Genomic DNA, 14,766 nt, shown 5'->3' on the forward strand with positions numbered 1-14,766 from the left:
CGTCTGGCGCCATGAGTACGAACGAACACCCGGCGTTCCCCGAGCAGTTCAGGGTGACGCTGACCGGATCGGCCCTCACCGTCGGCGAGTTGACCTCGCTCGCCGACGGTGCGGCGGTCCCCGAGATAGCCCCCGAGGCCCGCGACCGCGCCGTGCGCTCCTGGCACACGGCCCGTCAACTCGCCGCCGCCGGGCGCCTGTACGGGCGCGGCACCGGGGTCGGCGCCAACCGCTCGGTGCTGGTGGAGTCCGCCGACGAGGCCGCGCACAACCTCCGCCTGCTGCGCAGTCACGCGGGCGGGGCGGGGGCGCTGCTGCCCACCCGGCATGTCCGCGCGATGCTCGCGATCCGCGCGAACCAGCTCCTCGCCGGCGGCTCCGGCATCCAGCCGGCCTTCGCCGACGCCCTGACGGAGGCGCTGCGCCTCGGCGTCCACCCCGCGGTCAACGAGTACGGCGGCCTCGGCACCGGCGACCTCACGGCCCTGGCCCAGACCGGCCTCACCCTCATAGGCGAACGGCCGTGGGTGAGCGGGTGGCTGGGGGCCGGCGGGGAGGCGGGGGCGCGGGTGGTGACGGCGGTAAGGACGGATGCGGAGGGGTATGAGGGGGCCGGGGCGAGCGGAATCCCTTGCGGGACGGGGGAGTTCGGGGCCGAGTCGGACGGCGGAGGGGGGGCCGGCGTGGTCGAGTCGGGTCGTACGTCCGGCGGCGCCGGGGCGGCTCTTCCGCCGGCTGCACAGGCGCTGTCCGTCGAGCCCGGCGAAGTCCCTTGCGGCGCCGGTGAGTTCGCGGCCCCGCCCGCTTCCCGCCCCCTAGGCACCGCCGTCATCGGCGTAGCCCCCCTCCTCGCAGTGGGCCGGCCCGCCGTGCACACCCATGTCACGCCGTCGCCCCTCAGCCTCCAGCCCGGTGACGCGCTCGCGTTGCTCAGCAGCAATGCGCTCGCGCTCGGGCAAGCCGCGCTGGCCTGGCGGGACTTGGACGTGTTGCTGCGGGCCACGCATGCCGTCGCCGCGCTCTCGCTCGCCGCCGTGTCGGGGTCGGCGGAGGCGTACGCGGCGCCGGTGCACGCGCTGCGGCCGTATCCGGGGGCCGCGCACGCCGCCGGGGAGGTGCGGCGGCTGCTCGGGCTGGGGGAGCGGCCGGAGGGGAACGGGCGGCGGGTGCAGGACCCGTACGGGTTCCGGGCGTTTCCCCAAGTTCATGGGTGCGCGCTCGATGCCGCCGAGCGGTTGCGCGCGGTCGTCGAGGTCGAGGTCAACTGTCCGTCCGAGAACCCGCTGGTCGACCCCGACGGGCTCGCCGCCTATCACCACGGCGGGTTCTTCGCCGCGCCGCTCGCGCTCGCGCTGGACGGGATGAACCTCGCGCTGCTGAAGACGGCCCAGCTGTCGGTGGCCCGGCTCTCGGCGCTGGGGCACCCCGAGCTGACCGGGCTGCCGGCGTTCCTGGCGGCGGGGCCGGCCAGCAGTTCGGGGACGATGATCCTGGAGTACACGGCCAACTCGGCGCTGGCGGAGCTGCGTTCGCACACCATGCCGGCGTCGTCGGGGCACGCCGTCGTCGGCCACGGTCTGGAGGAGGCCGCCGGGTTCGCCGGACAGGCCGCCCGCCAGTCCCTGCGCGCGGCCGACGCGTACGCGACCCTCCTCGGCTGCGAACTGGTCAACGCCGTCAGGGCACTTCGGCTGCTGGACACCCCGCCGCCGAGCCCCGCCTTCACCACCGCAGCGGCCGTCCTGCCCGCCGACACCGCCGACCGCCCCCTCACCGCCGACCTCACCGCGGCGGCCGAACTCCTGCCGGTGCTCGCCGATTTGTAGTTCCCCCCGCCCTCCCACTAAAGTCGATCACGAGCCGGTCGCCCCCAACAGGGCGGCACGGAACACGCGTTGGTGGTCCAAGGAAAGACGCCCCGCTTCCTGCGGGGAAATGCAGGTGCAAGGCCTGCCCGGCGCTCCAGAGCGAAGCCCGACCCGAGAAAAGGGTCGGGCTTCTCGCGTTCCGGGCGCCGCCGCGCGCTCGGGCCCCGTCGGCGGCGAGGCCGTCCCGTAGACTGACCCGGCACATTCTGTGCGACCGTACGGACACCCAGCGCGAAGGAGGGCGGCACCCGTGGCGTTTGAGGATCCCTCCGCCGAGGTGCTCACGCAGACTGCCGAGACGTTCGGGCTGCTGGCCTCGCCGGCGCGGCTGCATATCGTGTGGGCCCTCGCGCAGGGGGAGAGCGATGTCACCGGGCTCGCCGAACGGGTGGGCGGGGCGCTGCCCGCCGTCAGCCAGCATCTGACCAAGCTGAAGCTCGCCGGGCTGGTACGGGCCCGGCGGGAAGGCCGGCGGCAGGTGTATTTCGTGGACGACCCCGACGTCGTGGACGTCGTCCGGCTGGTCGTCGGCCGGCTGACCGACCGCGCCACCGGGGCCGAGCTCCCGGCGCCCCGCCTCCGTGGCCTCTGAGCCGGCCGCGGAGGGCACGGCACTACAGACCCTGCGCCGGCTCGCGGCGCGCCCGCGCGGACTGACCGAGGCCGAGGCCGCGGTCAGGCTCGCGGAGAACGGGGAGAACACCCTCCCCGAAGTCGTCTCGTCGAGCTGGCCCCGCCTGCTGCTCACCGGCCTGCGCGACCCCTTCACCTGTGTCCTGCTCTGCCTCGGCCTCGTCTCCGCGCTGGTCGCCTCCTGGGGCACGGCCACCGTCATCCTCGCCCTCGTCGCCGTCGCCTCCGTGCTGCGCGCGAGCGGCGAGCGGCGCGCCGACCGCTCCGTGGCCGCCCTGCGCGACCTGGTCGGCGGCACCGCCACCGTCGTGCGCAGACCCTCCCCCGACGCGCCCCCGCGCACCCGGGAGATCCCGGTCGGGGAGGTCGTGCCGGGCGACGTCGTGCGGCTCGCGCCCGGGGATCTCGTCCCGGCCGACGTGCGGCTGCTGCGGGCGCGCGGGCTCACCGTGCACCAGGCCGCGCTCACCGGGGAGTCCGCGCCCGTCGCGAAGCACACCGACGCGGACGGGGACGACGCGCTGTGCTTCCAGGGCAGCGACGTCGCCAGCGGCACCGGCACCGGGGTCGTCCTCGCGACCGGCGCGCGGACCCGGTTCGCCGCCGCGCACGCGCCCCCGCAGCGGCCGGCCGACAGCGCCTTCGACCGGTCCGTGCACGGCATCTCCTGGGTCCTGATCCGCTTCATGCTGCTGACGCCGCCGCTCGTGCTGATGGCCAACGCGGCCCTGCGCGGACGCGGCCTGGAGACGCTCCCGTTCGCCGTCGCCGTCGCCGTCGGGCTCACCCCCGAGATGCTCCCCGTGATCGTCACGACCTGCCTGGCCCGCGGCGCGACCCTCCTCGCCCGCTCCCACGGCGTGATCGTCCGCCGCCTGCCCGCCCTGCACGACCTCGGCGCCGTCGACGTCCTGTGCGTCGACAAGACCGGCACCCTCACCCAGGACCGCCCGGTCCTCGCCCGCGCGATAGGCCCCGACGGCGCCGACGACCCCGACGTCCTGCGCTGGGCCGCCGTCCAGACCTGGTGGACCCTCCAGCTCGCCGAACTCCCCGCCCCCGACGCCCTCGACGAAGCCGTCCTGGAGGCCGCGGGCGCGGTGGGGGAGGAGTACGACGGGATCGACGCCGTCCCCTTCGACTCCGTGCGCAGGCTCGCCACGGCCGTCGTGCGCGGACCGCGCCCCGGCACCGTGCGGCTGATCACCAAGGGCGCCGTCGACGACGTGCTCGACCGCTGCGCCCTCGGCGACGAGGAGCGCGAGCGGGTGCGCGACCTCGCCGCGAAGGAGACCGAGGGCGGGCTGCGGCTGCTGGCCGTGGCGAGCGCCGAACGGACCGCGCGGACCCGGACGTACACGCCCGCCGACGAACGCGGGCTCACCTTCCTCGGCCTGGTCGCCTTCAGCGACGCCCTCGCCCCGAGCGCCGCCGAGGCCCTGCGGGGACTCGCCGCCCGGGGCGTCTCCGTGCGCGTCCTCACCGGCGACGACCCCGCCACCGCCGCCCGCGTCTGCCGCGACCTCGGCCTCGACCCCGGCGAACCCGTCGTCATCGGCGAGGGCGAGGTGCCCGACGCGACGGTCTACGCGCGCTGCACCCCCCAGGACAAGGCCCGCGTCGTCAGCGCCCTGCGCGCCGCCGGGCACACCGTCGGCTTCCTCGGCGACGGCGTCAACGACGCCCCCGCGCTGCGCGCCGCCGACGTCGGCATCGCCCCGCGCAGCGCCTGCGCCGTGGCCCGCGAGAGCGCCGACGTCGTCCTCGGCGAGAAGGAGCTGGCGTCCGTCGGGCACGCGGTCACCGCCGGCCGCTACAGCAGCGGCAACATCGCCTCGTACCTGCGCGTCACCCTCTCCTCCAACCTCGGCAACGTCCTCGCGATGCTCAGCGCGGGCCTGCTCCTGCCGTTCCTGCCGATGCTCCCGGTGCAGGTCCTGGCCCAGAACCTGTGCTTCGACGCGGCCCAGCTGGCGTTCGCGTACGACCGTCCCGGCGCCGCCGCGCTGCGCCGCCCGACCGTGCTGCGGCCCCGCGCCTTCCTCAAGATGATCACCGGCTTCGGGGCGCTCAACGCGATCGCCGACCTTGCGACCTTCGGCGTGCTCGCGCTGGCGCTCGACGGGCCGGGCGCGGGGGACGACGAGGCGGTCTTCCACGCCGCCTGGTTCACCGAGAACCTCCTCACGCAGGCGCTGGTCATGGTGCTGCTGCGGACCGGGCGCGGGGGGCGGCCGGGGCCCGTCGGGTGGGCCGCCGCCGTCCTCGTCGCCGTCGGACTGCTCGTCCCGCCCGGCCCGCTGGGCGCCGCGTTCGGGATGACGCCGCTGCCGCCCGCGTACTACGTGCTGCTCGGGGTGCTGCTCGTGCTGTACGCGCTGGCGCTGCTGCCGCTGGCCCGGCGGCAACCCTGACGTCATGAGGGCTTTGCCGAGGTGTGAGGTACGGCTCTCCCTGTGGTCTAAATCAGGTTGTACAGTTGCGCAACGTGGCAACCGTCCGGGAAGTTCCGGAACGGCCCGACGAGAGAGAGGCTGCGGCCATGCTCCGCAACGGTCTGGAACCCTGGCACCTGCTGGTCGTGGCGATCGTCGTCATCGTCCTCTTCGGCTCGAAGAAGCTCCCCGAAGCCGCGCGCGGCCTCGGCAAGTCGATGCGCATCCTCAAGAGCGAGGCGAAGGCGATGAAGGAGGAGAACGAGACTCCGGCGTCGGCTCACGCGGCCGCTCCGGTGACGCCCACGGCCGTGACGACGGCCGCGGAGACGGCCACGGCGACGGCGGCGCGTACGGAGACTCCCGCGCCGGCGGCGAGCTGAACGTACTTCTCGGCAAGTGAAGTGGGCCGGTACGGCTCCGCTGTGCGTGGCAGCGGAAATCCGTACCGGCCCTTGTCGTGCTGTGCGCCGAGGTGGACCCGGCGGTGGTCAGGCGGGCTCCCCGGCCCCCTTGGGCAGCAGCCCCTCCGCCGCCGAACGCGCCTCCTTGCGCCGCTGCCGCCGGGTGCGGCGCGGCTCCTGGTCGGGCAGCCAGCCGAAGGCCAGGCAGGCGCCGACCACTCCGCACAGCAGGCCGATGACGAAACCTCCGATGTTGGAGGTCAGCCAGGTGCCCAGGGACACCAGCACCCCGGTGATCGAATAGAACAGCCGCTGGCCCGGGTTGAACAGGATCAGCAGGCCGCACAGGATCATCAGCGTCGGCAGCAGGTATCCCGCGAGCCCTTGCATGCCGATGTGCAGGATCACCGGGAGCGGTGCCTTCATCGTGACCAGGATCTCCGAGCCGCCGAGGACGAGCAGGACGCCGCCCGGGAAGGGGCGGCGGCCCCGCCAGTGCCGGAAGCGCCGCCAGGCCGTCTCCTCGGACGCGGCCGGAGGCGGAGGGTTCCCGCCGGGCACGGCCGGCGGCTCGGGCTCGGTCACCTCGGGCAGCCCTTGCCGTCGAACCACATGTGCAGCCCCGGCAGCTTGAACACGGCGGCGGTGGCGCCGTAGTTGTGCTGGTACAGGTTGTTGATGACGACCGTGTCCGCCTGCTGGCCGTAGACGCCGCGCGGCCCCTGGACGCCCGCCTTGTCGAAGGTGCTGGCGTCGCGGCCGATCTCGATCCCGCCGAAGTCGGCGTCGCCGGTGATGTCGTCGGAGTCGATGGCGAGGTTCTGCACGCTCACCGGCTTCGCGCCCGCGCCCGCCGTCAGGACCAGCTGGATCCCGCCGAGGTCGACGCTCTGGCACAGGTTGGTCAGCGTGCCGTTCTTCACCACCGAGGTCACGACGAGCACCTGGCCGCCGGTGTCGCCCTGGTTCGGGCTGTTGTCGATCATGTGGTCGAGCCCGCCGAACTGCTCGAAACCGGTGCCTTCGAGTTTGTCGGCGGTGACGACGAACGGCATTCCGGAGATCGCGAACTGGACCCCCAGCGCGCCTTGCGCGGTCAGGATCGCGAGCCCGGCGGCGACCGCGGCGGCGGGCACCGCCATCACGGCGGCCCGGCGCGCCCGGACCCTGCCGCGTCTTTCTGAGGCCATGTCTGCTCCCATGGGCATTAGTCGTGCAGGTTGCTTCATCGGTGCGTTGTCCTGGCGCGGACAGCGGCTGTCGCGCACGCCTCCCCACCACTCCCGGACGAGGTGAGATTCCTACGCGTCAGTAGCCGTCCAGGAAGTTACCGATGGTTACAGCGAGGGGTCAAGGGAGATGTGGAAAAAGGATGGTCATTGTGTAAGGGAATTGACCGTCCGGGACAGGCGACTTCGCGCCGATCCCTTGACGCTGACTGAGTCTCAGGTCTACAAATCGGCGTGGCCCGGCCGGAGACATCCGTACGGCCGGCCCGGATCCGTGGCGCCGGATCCGCAGTGCGGCCCGACCGCCGTGCCCCCGGAGCGTCTTCGTGAGTGTGCCCGGCCCGGCCAGGTCTGTGGCCCCCCTCAGGTCCCTCCTGAGGAACACCCCCCTTTTGTGATCCCCCGCTGTGATCCCTCGGAAAGAGGCACCCGCAATGCGTGCTCGTACCCTCGCCGCCCTCGCCGGCACCGTCGCCGCCCTCACCCTCCCCGCCATCACCCCGGCCTCGGCCGCCGCCGACGCGGTGCTGACCGCGGGCGGCGCGAACGTCGCCGTCGGTGACACCCTGACCGCCTCACTGGCCAGCGGCACCACCGCCACGCTCTACTCCAGCGCGACCGGCACCAGCGGCATCTCCTGCGCGTCCTCGGCGTTCAACGCCTCCGTCACGGCCAACCCGACCGCGCCGGGGACGGCCACCGAGTCGCTGACCGCCCACACCTTCGGCAGCTGCACCACGAACGTCCTCGGCGTCCTCGGGGTCACCAGCATCACCGTCAACAACCTGCCCTACACCGCCTCGGTGGCCTCCGCCGGCACCATCACCGTGACCCCGCCGAGCGGTTCGAGCATCCAGACCACGGTCGTCCTCAGCACCCTGCTCGGCAGCATCACCTGCGTCTACCAGGCGCCGAGCCTGAGCGGCACCACCAGCAACACCGACAACAGCATCACCTTCGCCAACCAGGCGTTCACCAAGTCCTCCGGCTCGTCGCTGTGCTTCTCCGCCGGGTACTTCTCCGCGAAGTACGCGCCGGTGCTGGACGGGTCCAACTCTGTGGTCGTCAACTGAGCAAGGTCTTCAGCTGAGCAAGGGTTCTCAGCGGCGGCGCAGGCGGGCCAGGAAGACCGCGCCGCCGCTGAGGGCCAGGACGGCTGCGGCTCCTCCGGCGAGCAAGGGGGCGGAGGGGCCGGAGTCGGCTGCGGGGGCGCTCTTCGGGGCGGCCGAGGGCAACTCGGGCTCTGGGGAGGGGGGTTGGGGGGTTGCCGACGGGGTGGGGGGCGGTGTGGGCGTAGGGGTCGGGGTCGGCGTCGGCGTCGGCGTGGGTGTCTTGGCGGGCGCCGCGGCTTTCGCGGGGAACACCACGTCCGAGCACGAGTAATACGTGTCCGCCGTACTGCTGTTCTGCCAGATCGTGTACAACACCTGCCGCCCCGTACGGTCGTCGGGCAGCTTCATCGAGAAGCGGTAGGCGCCGCCGGTGAGTTGAGGGTCCGTCACCTGTGCGAACGGCTGCTCCGGCAGCGCGGACCAGGTGAGCGGGCGCGAGGGGTCGTACCCCTCCTTCGTCAGGAACATCTTGAACGTACCGGTGTGCGGGATCGTCGAGGCGTACGTCATGCGCAGGGTCGCGCCCGGGGTGAGGCGGGTCGCGGGCCAGTCGGCGCGGGCCAGGTCGAGGCCCTTGTACGCCGGGAGGCCGCCGCTGCACAGCTCGCCGTCGGGGATGGTCTGCCGGTCGCGTCCGTTCACGTCCGCGACGCGCAGGTTGTCCCAGGCCGCGAAGGACGTGCCGTTCGCCGCGACCGCCGCTTCGCAGGCGGGCGTTCGGGCGTTCGCGCCGCCGTCGGGGGAGCAGGCGTACACCCGGCTGACCGGGCTGGTGGGGGCGCCGTGCGCGGCGGCGGGCGGCGCGGCCCACAGGCCCAGCGCGAGGGCCGCCGCGCAGGCGGCCACATGGTGACGGGTCATCCGGGGCATACGGGACGTCTCCTCGGCCGGGACGGGAACGGCTGCACGGGGCTTGTACGGGGGAGCGGGGGCGGGCGTTCAACGGGCGCCCCCGTGGCGTTCGACGGGCGCCGGCGCTCCGGGGGCGGGCGTTCGACGGGCGGCGGCGCCGGGGTCCACTTGTCCTTCGTCACACTCCCCCCGCTCCGCCGCCACACCTTTCTGCGGGCAAACCTGGTCAATAGCTGTCCGTTCACTGTCTCTTCGCGATGGGAAAGGGTGGGCAAGTGATCGGACAGAGGGTTTCCCCTGTATGCGGATGACTAATTTTTTGCCTACTGTTCCACCACAGCTGACTCACGGGTAACCCCCGGCAGAGGCCGGCCCCGCCGCTCGGCGTCATCGCGCCCGCGCTCGATTCACCCCCCGCCGCTTCACCCCGCCGCCTCCATGGGCCGGCGCCGAAGCGAATCGTCCTGCCGCTCCGCCCCGTGCCGGAGCCGGCTCCGAAAGGCACCCCCCTTGCGTACCTCTCCCGCCCTGCGCCGCAAGCTGATATCCGTCGCCGCGCTCTCCGCCGCCCTGCTGGCCGGCGTCACCGTCCCCTCCGCCGTCGCGCAGGACACCGCCCCGTCGGCCGCCGACGTGCCGGCCGCCCTGACCGAGGCGGCCCCGGGCGCCCCCGCCGAGCGGCTGATCGTCGGCTACAAGTCCGGTGCGGACGAGGCCACTTCGAACCAGGCCGCGCAGGCCGACGCCGCCGCCAAGGGCGAACAGGCCGGTACCGGCGTCGACTTCGAGCGCCGCCTCGGCACCGGCGCCGCGCTCGTCAGCCTCGGTGACGGCAACAGCAGCGCGGACGTCGCCGACGTCGTCGCCCGCTACCAGGCCGACCCGAGCGTCGCCTTCGTCGTCCCGGACCGGCTGAACCAGCCGCAGGCCACCACCCCGAACGACACCGAGTACGCCAAGCAGTGGGACCTGTTCGAGACCAGGGCGGGCATGAACGTGCCGGCCGCCTGGGACGTCTCGACCGGCAGCGGCGTCACCGTCGCCGTCATCGACACCGGGTACGTCGCCCACTCCGACCTCGCCGCGAACATCGTCGCCGGCTACGACTTCATCTCCGACACCGCCACGGCGGCCGACGGCAACGGCCGTGACTCCAACCCGGCCGACCCGGGCGACGGTTACAACGCGAACGAGTGCGGCGCGGGCGTCCCCGCCTCCGACTCCTCCTGGCACGGCACCCACGTGGCCGGCACCATCGCCGCCGTCACGAACAACAACAAGGGCATCGCGGGCATCGCCTACGGCGCGAAGATCTCCCCGCTGCGCGTGCTCGGCAAGTGCGGCGGCTACGACTCCGACATCATCGACGCCATCACCTGGGCGTCCGGCGGCACCGTCTCCGGCGTGCCCGCCAACGCCAACGTCGCCAAGGTCATCAACATGAGCCTGGGCGGCGACGGCGCCTGCTCGTCGGCGACCCAGAACGCCATCAACGCGGCCGTGAACCGGGGGACGACGGTCGTCGTGGCCGCGGGCAACGACAACGAGAACGTCTCGGCGCACAGCCCGGGCAACTGCAACAACGTCATCTCGGTCGCCGCCACCAACCGGTCCGGCGCGCGGGCGTCGTACTCCAACTACGGTGCCAAGGTGGACATCTCGGCGCCCGGCGGCGAGACCTCCGCCTCGGACGCGAACGGCATCCTCTCCACGCTGAACTCCGGCGCGCGCCGGCCGTCCACCGAGTCCTACGCCTACTACCAGGGCACCAGCATGGCCACCCCGCACATCGCGGGCCTCGTCGCGCTGATGAAGTCGGCGAACTCCTCGCTGACCCCGGCCCAGATCGAGTCGGCCATCAAGGCCAACGCCCGTGCCCTGCCCGGCGCTTGCTCGGGCGGCTGCGGCGCGGGCCTGGCGGACGCGGCGAAGACGGTCGCGGCGATCGCCGAGTAGCGCTCACTGGGCGAGGTCTGACGGATCATCAATCAGCCTTTGCCTGACGGCTCTTAACGAATCGTCAACTGGCGCTCCTGCGACAGGAGTCGGCGAATCTCCTTCCCGGCTCCGCAGGAATTCCCCGGGATCTCCCCGGAAAACAAGCGGGTCGACCGGTGTACGCACGTACAGCGGCCGGCCCGCCGTACGTTTTCCCGCCGTTTCCCTGACGTAATCCTGCCGGTCCCCCAGGGTTATCCGCTCCCATGGCCATGGATTCACGTCCGCGGCGGCAACCGTCTCTGTTTGTTTCTACGACGATTTCCACCCGGCTTTCGTGCCGCGCCCCGCCGGTTCACCGCCGCACCACAGACCCCGCGCCGCACAACTCGCCCCGCGCCGGACTCCGTCGCCCGCCGGGCGGATCACGAAGCGGCCCGCTCCGGAGCCAGTATCCGCGCGCCCCGGTCGGCCCGGGTGTCCAGCGCCGGGATCAGCCCGGGCACGGCGATGCCGGGCAGCAGATGCGCCCACATCACCGACAGCCGCTCGCCGAGATCGGCGCGCTGGGTCAGCGCCCGCGACATCAGCTGGATGCCGCTGAACGCGCCGACGATCAGCTCGACCGTCTGCCGCGGCCGTACCGTCGGCAGCAACTCCCCCTGTTCGCGGGCGAGTTCGAGGGTCTCGGTGAGATGATCGGCCCACTGCCGGTACGGCCCGCCGTGGTCGATCCGGTTCGGCGCCTCCTGGTCCACGGCGAGCCGTACGCTGCCGCGCAGCAGCGAACTGGTCAGCAGCCGCTGGCCGACGACGAAGGTCATGTCGACGATCTCCTGGAGCCGGCAGGCCTGCGCCGGCACCGTCCCGAAGGGCACCTGCTCGGCCAGCACCGCCTGGGCGAGCGCCTCCTTCGACGGAAAGTGGAAATACAGCGCGCCCTTGGTGACGTCGAGGCGTTCCAGGACCATCGCGATGGTGGTGGCGGTATAGCCGTGTTCGTCGAAGAGCGCTCCGGCGGCTTCCACGATGGCCTGGCGCGTTTTGATCGCGCGCTCCTGCTTAGCCATAAAAGCCCCTCCACGGCACCGAGTTGGCCGGTCCCGCGATCGTGTGTGAGTTCGCCCCGATCATAGGATGCCGTCGACCGATCCCATTGATGCCAATCCGGTCGCCTCGTACTCTAACGTTCGCTGTGTGGACGATTCACCGTCTGCCGGGGCCCTCGGGGCGCCGTAGGGAGACATGATGACTCGACCGCGGCGGCTCGCCGGAGCTCCACCCCTGACGGCCACCGTCCCCCGCCAGTTCGTCCACCGGGCGTCCGTCGCCGAGACTTTGCTGACCGGCTGGGAGCGAACGGGCGAACACCGTTTCACCGTCTTCGCGCAGTGGCCCAGGGCCCACGGGTTACACGTGTCCCCCGACTGGCTCTCCTACGATCCGCTGCTCGTCGTGGAGACCGTACGCCAGGCCGGCACCCTCGTCTCGCACACCGAGTACGGGGTGCCGCTCGACTGGCAGTTCGTCCTCAACGAGTTCCATGTGGCCACCGTGCCGGGGCAGTTGGGGGTCGGGCCGGTGCCGGCCGAGCCGGTCGTCGAACTCGCCTTCAGCGAGCTGCGATTACGCGGCGGACGGCTCGCCGCCTGCCGGTACACCGCGCGGGTGCTGCGACGCGGCGAGCCCGCCGCGACCGCCGACGTCGCCTTCGGCTGCGTCGGCGAGACCGTCTACCGCAGGCTGCGCGGCGGCCGTACCCCGCAGAGCGTCACCCCGGCCGCCGTCCCGCCCGGACTGCCCCCGGAGGCCGTGGGGCGCGCGCTGCCGGCGGACGTCGTCCTCGCCGAGCCGCCCCCGCAGGTGTCGTACGGAGCCGTCCGCCAACCGTCCGGCAAGCGCTGGCAGTTACGAGTAAATACCGCACACCCCGTTTTCTTTGACCATCCGCTGGATCACGCTCCGGGAATGCTCCTGATGGAGGCGGCCCGGCAGGCGGCGCGCTGCGCGGGCTTCGCGGGCGGCCCCCCGGCCTCCTACCGTGCGGTCTTCCACAGATACGCTGAACTGGACGAACCTGTGTGGATCGAGGCCGCGGACACCTCCGGCGGGGAGATCCAAGTGATCGCCGTGCAAGGGGAGTCGGCAGTCTTCGACTGCGTGGTGGGTACAGCCGCAGGGTGAGTTATTGTGTACAGGGGGTGAGAAACAAACGGCATGACCCGTTCTTTTACCGGCCCAGGAGTGTTCTAGTCGATGGCGAGGCAGTTACGCGCCGAACAGACGCGCGCGACGATCATCACGGCAGCTGCCGATCTGTTCGACCGGCATGGCTACGAATCGACGAGCCTCAGTGACATCGTCGAGCACGCCCAAGTAACCAAGGGCGCCCTGTACTTCCATTTCGCGGCCAAGGAAGACCTGGCCCACGCGATCATGGAGCTCCAGTCCCAGGCGGCGCAGCGCGTCGCGGGCGAGATCGACAACCGGGGTTACTCCTCGCTCGAAGCGCTGATGCGCCTGACGTTCGGCCTCACCCGGCTGTCCGTCGAAGGCCCCATCGCCCGCGCGGGGTTGAGGCTCGCCACCGGCGGAGTGGCGGTGAAACCGCCGCTGCGCCACCCCTTCGCCGAGTGGTCCGAGCTGATCGCCCGCGGACTGCTGGGCGCCGTCCGCGAGGCGGACATACACCAGGACATCGATCTCGACGCCGTCGCGCACTCGTTGGTGTGCTTCTTCGTCGGCACCAGAGTGGTCGGCCGCTCCCGCGAGCCCTCCACCCGGCTGCCCCGCCGGATGGCGGAGATGTGGTACGTCCTGATCCGCGGCCTCGTCCCGGTCCCGCGCCGCCCGCGCTATCTGAGCCTCGCGGCCCGGCTGGAGCGCGAGACCATGGCGGCCAGTGTGTCCTGACACCCCGTCCAGGCAGGGTGAGATCCGTACGGCGGGCACGCGGGCGCGCCGTACGGTGTGGGGCATGGCGCGGAGCCGCCGGTGACGGGGCGGACCGCGCGCTACGGTGATCCGCATGCCCCACATCCCCGCCCCGCCCGTCCTCAGCGGCGCCGAACCGGGCTCCTTCCGCCACACGGTCCTCGCCGACCGCCACCCCGCGATCATCCGCCAGACCCGCGAGGCCTTCCCCTACGACGCCCCCGTGCACGCCGCTCTCGACGCGCTCGCCGAGAGCTGCGCCCGGGGCGTCCTGGAACCGCTCCCCGCCACCGCGCCCGACCTCGCGCACTGGCAGGCCTGGGGGCTCGGCGAACAGCTCGGCCGCTCCTGGTACGACGTGCCGTGGCTGTGGGCGGAGAGCTACTTCTACCGCCGACTCCTCGAAGCCGTCGGGTACTTCGGGCCCGGGGTCTGGCAAGGGGTCGATCCTTTCCGGCCGTTCAAGCTCGCGGAGCTCGAATCTTTTGAGACGGACGAGGAGTTGGCCGCTCTTGACGAGCTGGAGGGGCGGCCGACGGAGGAGCGGGGGCGGGCGCTGCTGCACGGCTCGCTGTGGGGGAACCGGGCGGATCTCGGGTTCCGGCTCTCCGAGGCGTCGGGTTCTTCCGGCGTGGGTGCCCGGCTGCGGGCGGCCGTGCCCGGTGGCCTGGTCGCCGATGACGGCGACGCGCTGTGGGGGCTGCTGAAGGACGCCGGGACCGTCTTCGTCGTCGCCGACAACGCGGGCCGCGAACTCGTCCCCGATCTGCTGCTGATCTCCCATCTGCTGGCCGAGGGGCACGCGCGGAAGGTCGTCCTGCACCTCAAGCCGTACCCGTACTACGTCTCCGACGCGACGCCCGCCGACGCCGTCGACGCGCTGCGCCGGCTCGCCGCCGCGCCCGGGGCGGCAGGGCGGCACGGGCGGCGGCTGTGGGACGCGGTCGCCGACGGGAGCCTCGTCCTGCGCGCCCATCCCTTCTCCGCCTCGCCGCTGCCGTACGCGCGACTGCCGGGCGGGCTGCGGGCGGAGTTCGGCGGGGGCGCGCTGACGGTCTTCAAGGGGGATCTCAACTACCGGCGGCTGGTGGGGGACCGGATGTGGGCGCCGACGACGCCCTTCGCGGAGGCCACCGCGCACTTCCCGGGTCCGGTCGCGGCGCTGCGGACGCTCAAGTCCGAGGTGATCACGGGGTTGACGGCGCGGACGGAAGGGGAGTTGACGGCGGCGGAGGGGGAGGGGTGGCGGACCGGGGGGAGGTACGCGCTGATCCAGGTGCGGGGGTAGCGGGGGCGCGCGTGCGGGCGGGGCGGCGCGAGTGCGGCGAGGGGCTCGCGTTGTGCTAGCGCAAACCGTTTCT

At 72.6% G+C, this 14,766-nt stretch carries 12 protein-coding genes and 1 pseudogene; 9 read left to right on the forward strand and 4 right to left on the reverse strand.

Annotation, left to right across the window (positions count from 1 at the left end; genetic code table 11):
• Positions 1 to 11: 11 nt before the first annotated feature.
• From ACYUD3_RS01460 to tatA, 4 genes are all read left to right on the forward strand, one after another.
• Positions 12 to 1,826, forward strand: a complete 1,815-nt coding sequence (locus tag ACYUD3_RS01460; RefSeq protein WP_470962168.1) for an aromatic amino acid ammonia-lyase — start codon at positions 12 to 14, stop codon at positions 1,824 to 1,826.
• Positions 1,827 to 2,118: 292 nt separating this feature from the next.
• The gene (locus ACYUD3_RS01465) at positions 2,119 to 2,460 is read left to right on the forward strand and encodes an ArsR/SmtB family transcription factor (protein WP_470962171.1); all 342 of its coding nucleotides are present in this window, start codon (positions 2,119 to 2,121) and stop codon (positions 2,458 to 2,460) included.
• A complete protein-coding gene (gene mgtA / locus ACYUD3_RS01470; protein WP_470962175.1) occupies positions 2,450 to 4,915 on the forward strand; it encodes a magnesium-translocating P-type ATPase in 2,466 nt (821 codons plus the stop codon). Before ACYUD3_RS01465 ends, mgtA begins: the two co-directional genes overlap by 11 nt.
• Positions 4,916 to 5,043: 128 nt before the next feature.
• Complete coding sequence (gene tatA, locus ACYUD3_RS01475) at positions 5,044 to 5,319, forward strand: Sec-independent protein translocase subunit TatA (RefSeq protein ID WP_470962178.1); 276 nt, start codon at positions 5,044 to 5,046, stop codon at positions 5,317 to 5,319.
• Between the two features lie 108 nt (positions 5,320 to 5,427).
• On the opposite strand, the gene ACYUD3_RS01480 is transcribed toward tatA, so the two are convergent.
• Together ACYUD3_RS01480 and ACYUD3_RS01485 are read right to left on the reverse strand one after the other, a co-directional pair.
• Positions 5,428 to 5,901, reverse strand: a complete 474-nt coding sequence (locus tag ACYUD3_RS01480; RefSeq protein WP_470963878.1) for a DUF6114 domain-containing protein — start codon at positions 5,899 to 5,901, stop codon at positions 5,428 to 5,430.
• A 20-nt stretch (positions 5,902 to 5,921) separates the two neighbouring features.
• Positions 5,922 to 6,530, reverse strand: coding sequence for a DUF6230 family protein (locus ACYUD3_RS01485; RefSeq protein ID WP_470962181.1), 609 nt, complete (start codon positions 6,528 to 6,530; stop codon positions 5,922 to 5,924).
• A gap of 473 nt (positions 6,531 to 7,003) precedes the next feature.
• On the opposite strand from ACYUD3_RS01485, the gene ACYUD3_RS01490 reads away from it, so the two are divergent.
• Positions 7,004 to 7,642 carry a Tat pathway signal sequence domain protein gene (locus tag ACYUD3_RS01490; RefSeq protein ID WP_470962185.1) on the forward strand — a complete coding sequence of 213 codons (639 nt, stop codon included), beginning with the start codon at positions 7,004 to 7,006 and terminating at the stop codon, positions 7,640 to 7,642.
• 27 nt (positions 7,643 to 7,669) lie between these two features.
• On the opposite strand, the gene ACYUD3_RS01495 is transcribed toward ACYUD3_RS01490, so the two are convergent.
• Positions 7,670 to 8,551, reverse strand: coding sequence for a lytic polysaccharide monooxygenase (locus tag ACYUD3_RS01495; protein WP_470962187.1), 882 nt, complete (start codon positions 8,549 to 8,551; stop codon positions 7,670 to 7,672).
• Positions 8,552 to 9,043: 492 nt separating this feature from the next.
• On the opposite strand from ACYUD3_RS01495, the pseudogene ACYUD3_RS01500 reads away from it, so the two are divergent.
• Positions 9,044 to 10,483: pseudogene (locus tag ACYUD3_RS01500) on the forward strand (S8 family peptidase); the annotation flags it as partial.
• Between the two features lie 413 nt (positions 10,484 to 10,896).
• Here ACYUD3_RS01500 and ACYUD3_RS01505 read toward each other — a convergent pair.
• Positions 10,897 to 11,541 (reverse strand): ScbR family autoregulator-binding transcription factor, encoded by a 645-nt coding sequence (locus ACYUD3_RS01505; RefSeq protein ID WP_470962190.1) that lies wholly within the window; start codon positions 11,539 to 11,541, stop codon positions 10,897 to 10,899.
• A gap of 175 nt (positions 11,542 to 11,716) precedes the next feature.
• Between ACYUD3_RS01505 and ACYUD3_RS01510 the strand changes: the two genes are divergently transcribed.
• From ACYUD3_RS01510 to ACYUD3_RS01520, 3 genes are all read left to right on the forward strand, one after another.
• Positions 11,717 to 12,655 (forward strand): ScbA/BarX family gamma-butyrolactone biosynthesis protein, encoded by a 939-nt coding sequence (locus ACYUD3_RS01510; RefSeq protein ID WP_470962192.1) that lies wholly within the window; start codon positions 11,717 to 11,719, stop codon positions 12,653 to 12,655.
• 72 nt (positions 12,656 to 12,727) lie between these two features.
• Positions 12,728 to 13,384, forward strand: coding sequence for a ScbR family autoregulator-binding transcription factor (locus tag ACYUD3_RS01515; RefSeq protein ID WP_470962195.1), 657 nt, complete (start codon positions 12,728 to 12,730; stop codon positions 13,382 to 13,384).
• Positions 13,385 to 13,499: 115 nt separating this feature from the next.
• The gene (locus ACYUD3_RS01520) at positions 13,500 to 14,693 is read left to right on the forward strand and encodes a damage-control phosphatase ARMT1 family protein (RefSeq protein WP_470962198.1); all 1,194 of its coding nucleotides are present in this window, start codon (positions 13,500 to 13,502) and stop codon (positions 14,691 to 14,693) included.
• Positions 14,694 to 14,766 lie beyond the last annotated feature (73 nt).

It is taken from the genome of Streptomyces sp. AMJ-169 (genome assembly GCF_055597585.1).

Bases quoted from the DNA above. Each gene is read 5' to 3' on its own strand.
- ACYUD3_RS01495 (WP_470962187.1), bottom strand. From the start codon at position 8,551: ATGCCCCGGATGACCCGTCACCATGTGGCCGCCTGCGCGGCGGCCCTC.
- ACYUD3_RS01515 (WP_470962195.1), top strand. From the start codon at position 12,728: ATGGCGAGGCAGTTACGCGCCGAACAGACGCGCGCGACGATCATCACG.
- tatA (WP_470962178.1), top strand. From the start codon at position 5,044: ATGCTCCGCAACGGTCTGGAACCCTGGCACCTGCTGGTCGTGGCGATC.
- ACYUD3_RS01520 (WP_470962198.1), top strand. From the start codon at position 13,500: ATGCCCCACATCCCCGCCCCGCCCGTCCTCAGCGGCGCCGAACCGGGC.
- ACYUD3_RS01505 (WP_470962190.1), bottom strand. From the start codon at position 11,541: ATGGCTAAGCAGGAGCGCGCGATCAAAACGCGCCAGGCCATCGTGGAA.
- ACYUD3_RS01510 (WP_470962192.1), top strand. From the start codon at position 11,717: ATGATGACTCGACCGCGGCGGCTCGCCGGAGCTCCACCCCTGACGGCC.
- ACYUD3_RS01490 (WP_470962185.1), top strand. From the start codon at position 7,004: ATGCGTGCTCGTACCCTCGCCGCCCTCGCCGGCACCGTCGCCGCCCTC.
- ACYUD3_RS01460 (WP_470962168.1), top strand. From the start codon at position 12: ATGAGTACGAACGAACACCCGGCGTTCCCCGAGCAGTTCAGGGTGACG.
- ACYUD3_RS01485 (WP_470962181.1), bottom strand. From the start codon at position 6,530: ATGGCCTCAGAAAGACGCGGCAGGGTCCGGGCGCGCCGGGCCGCCGTG.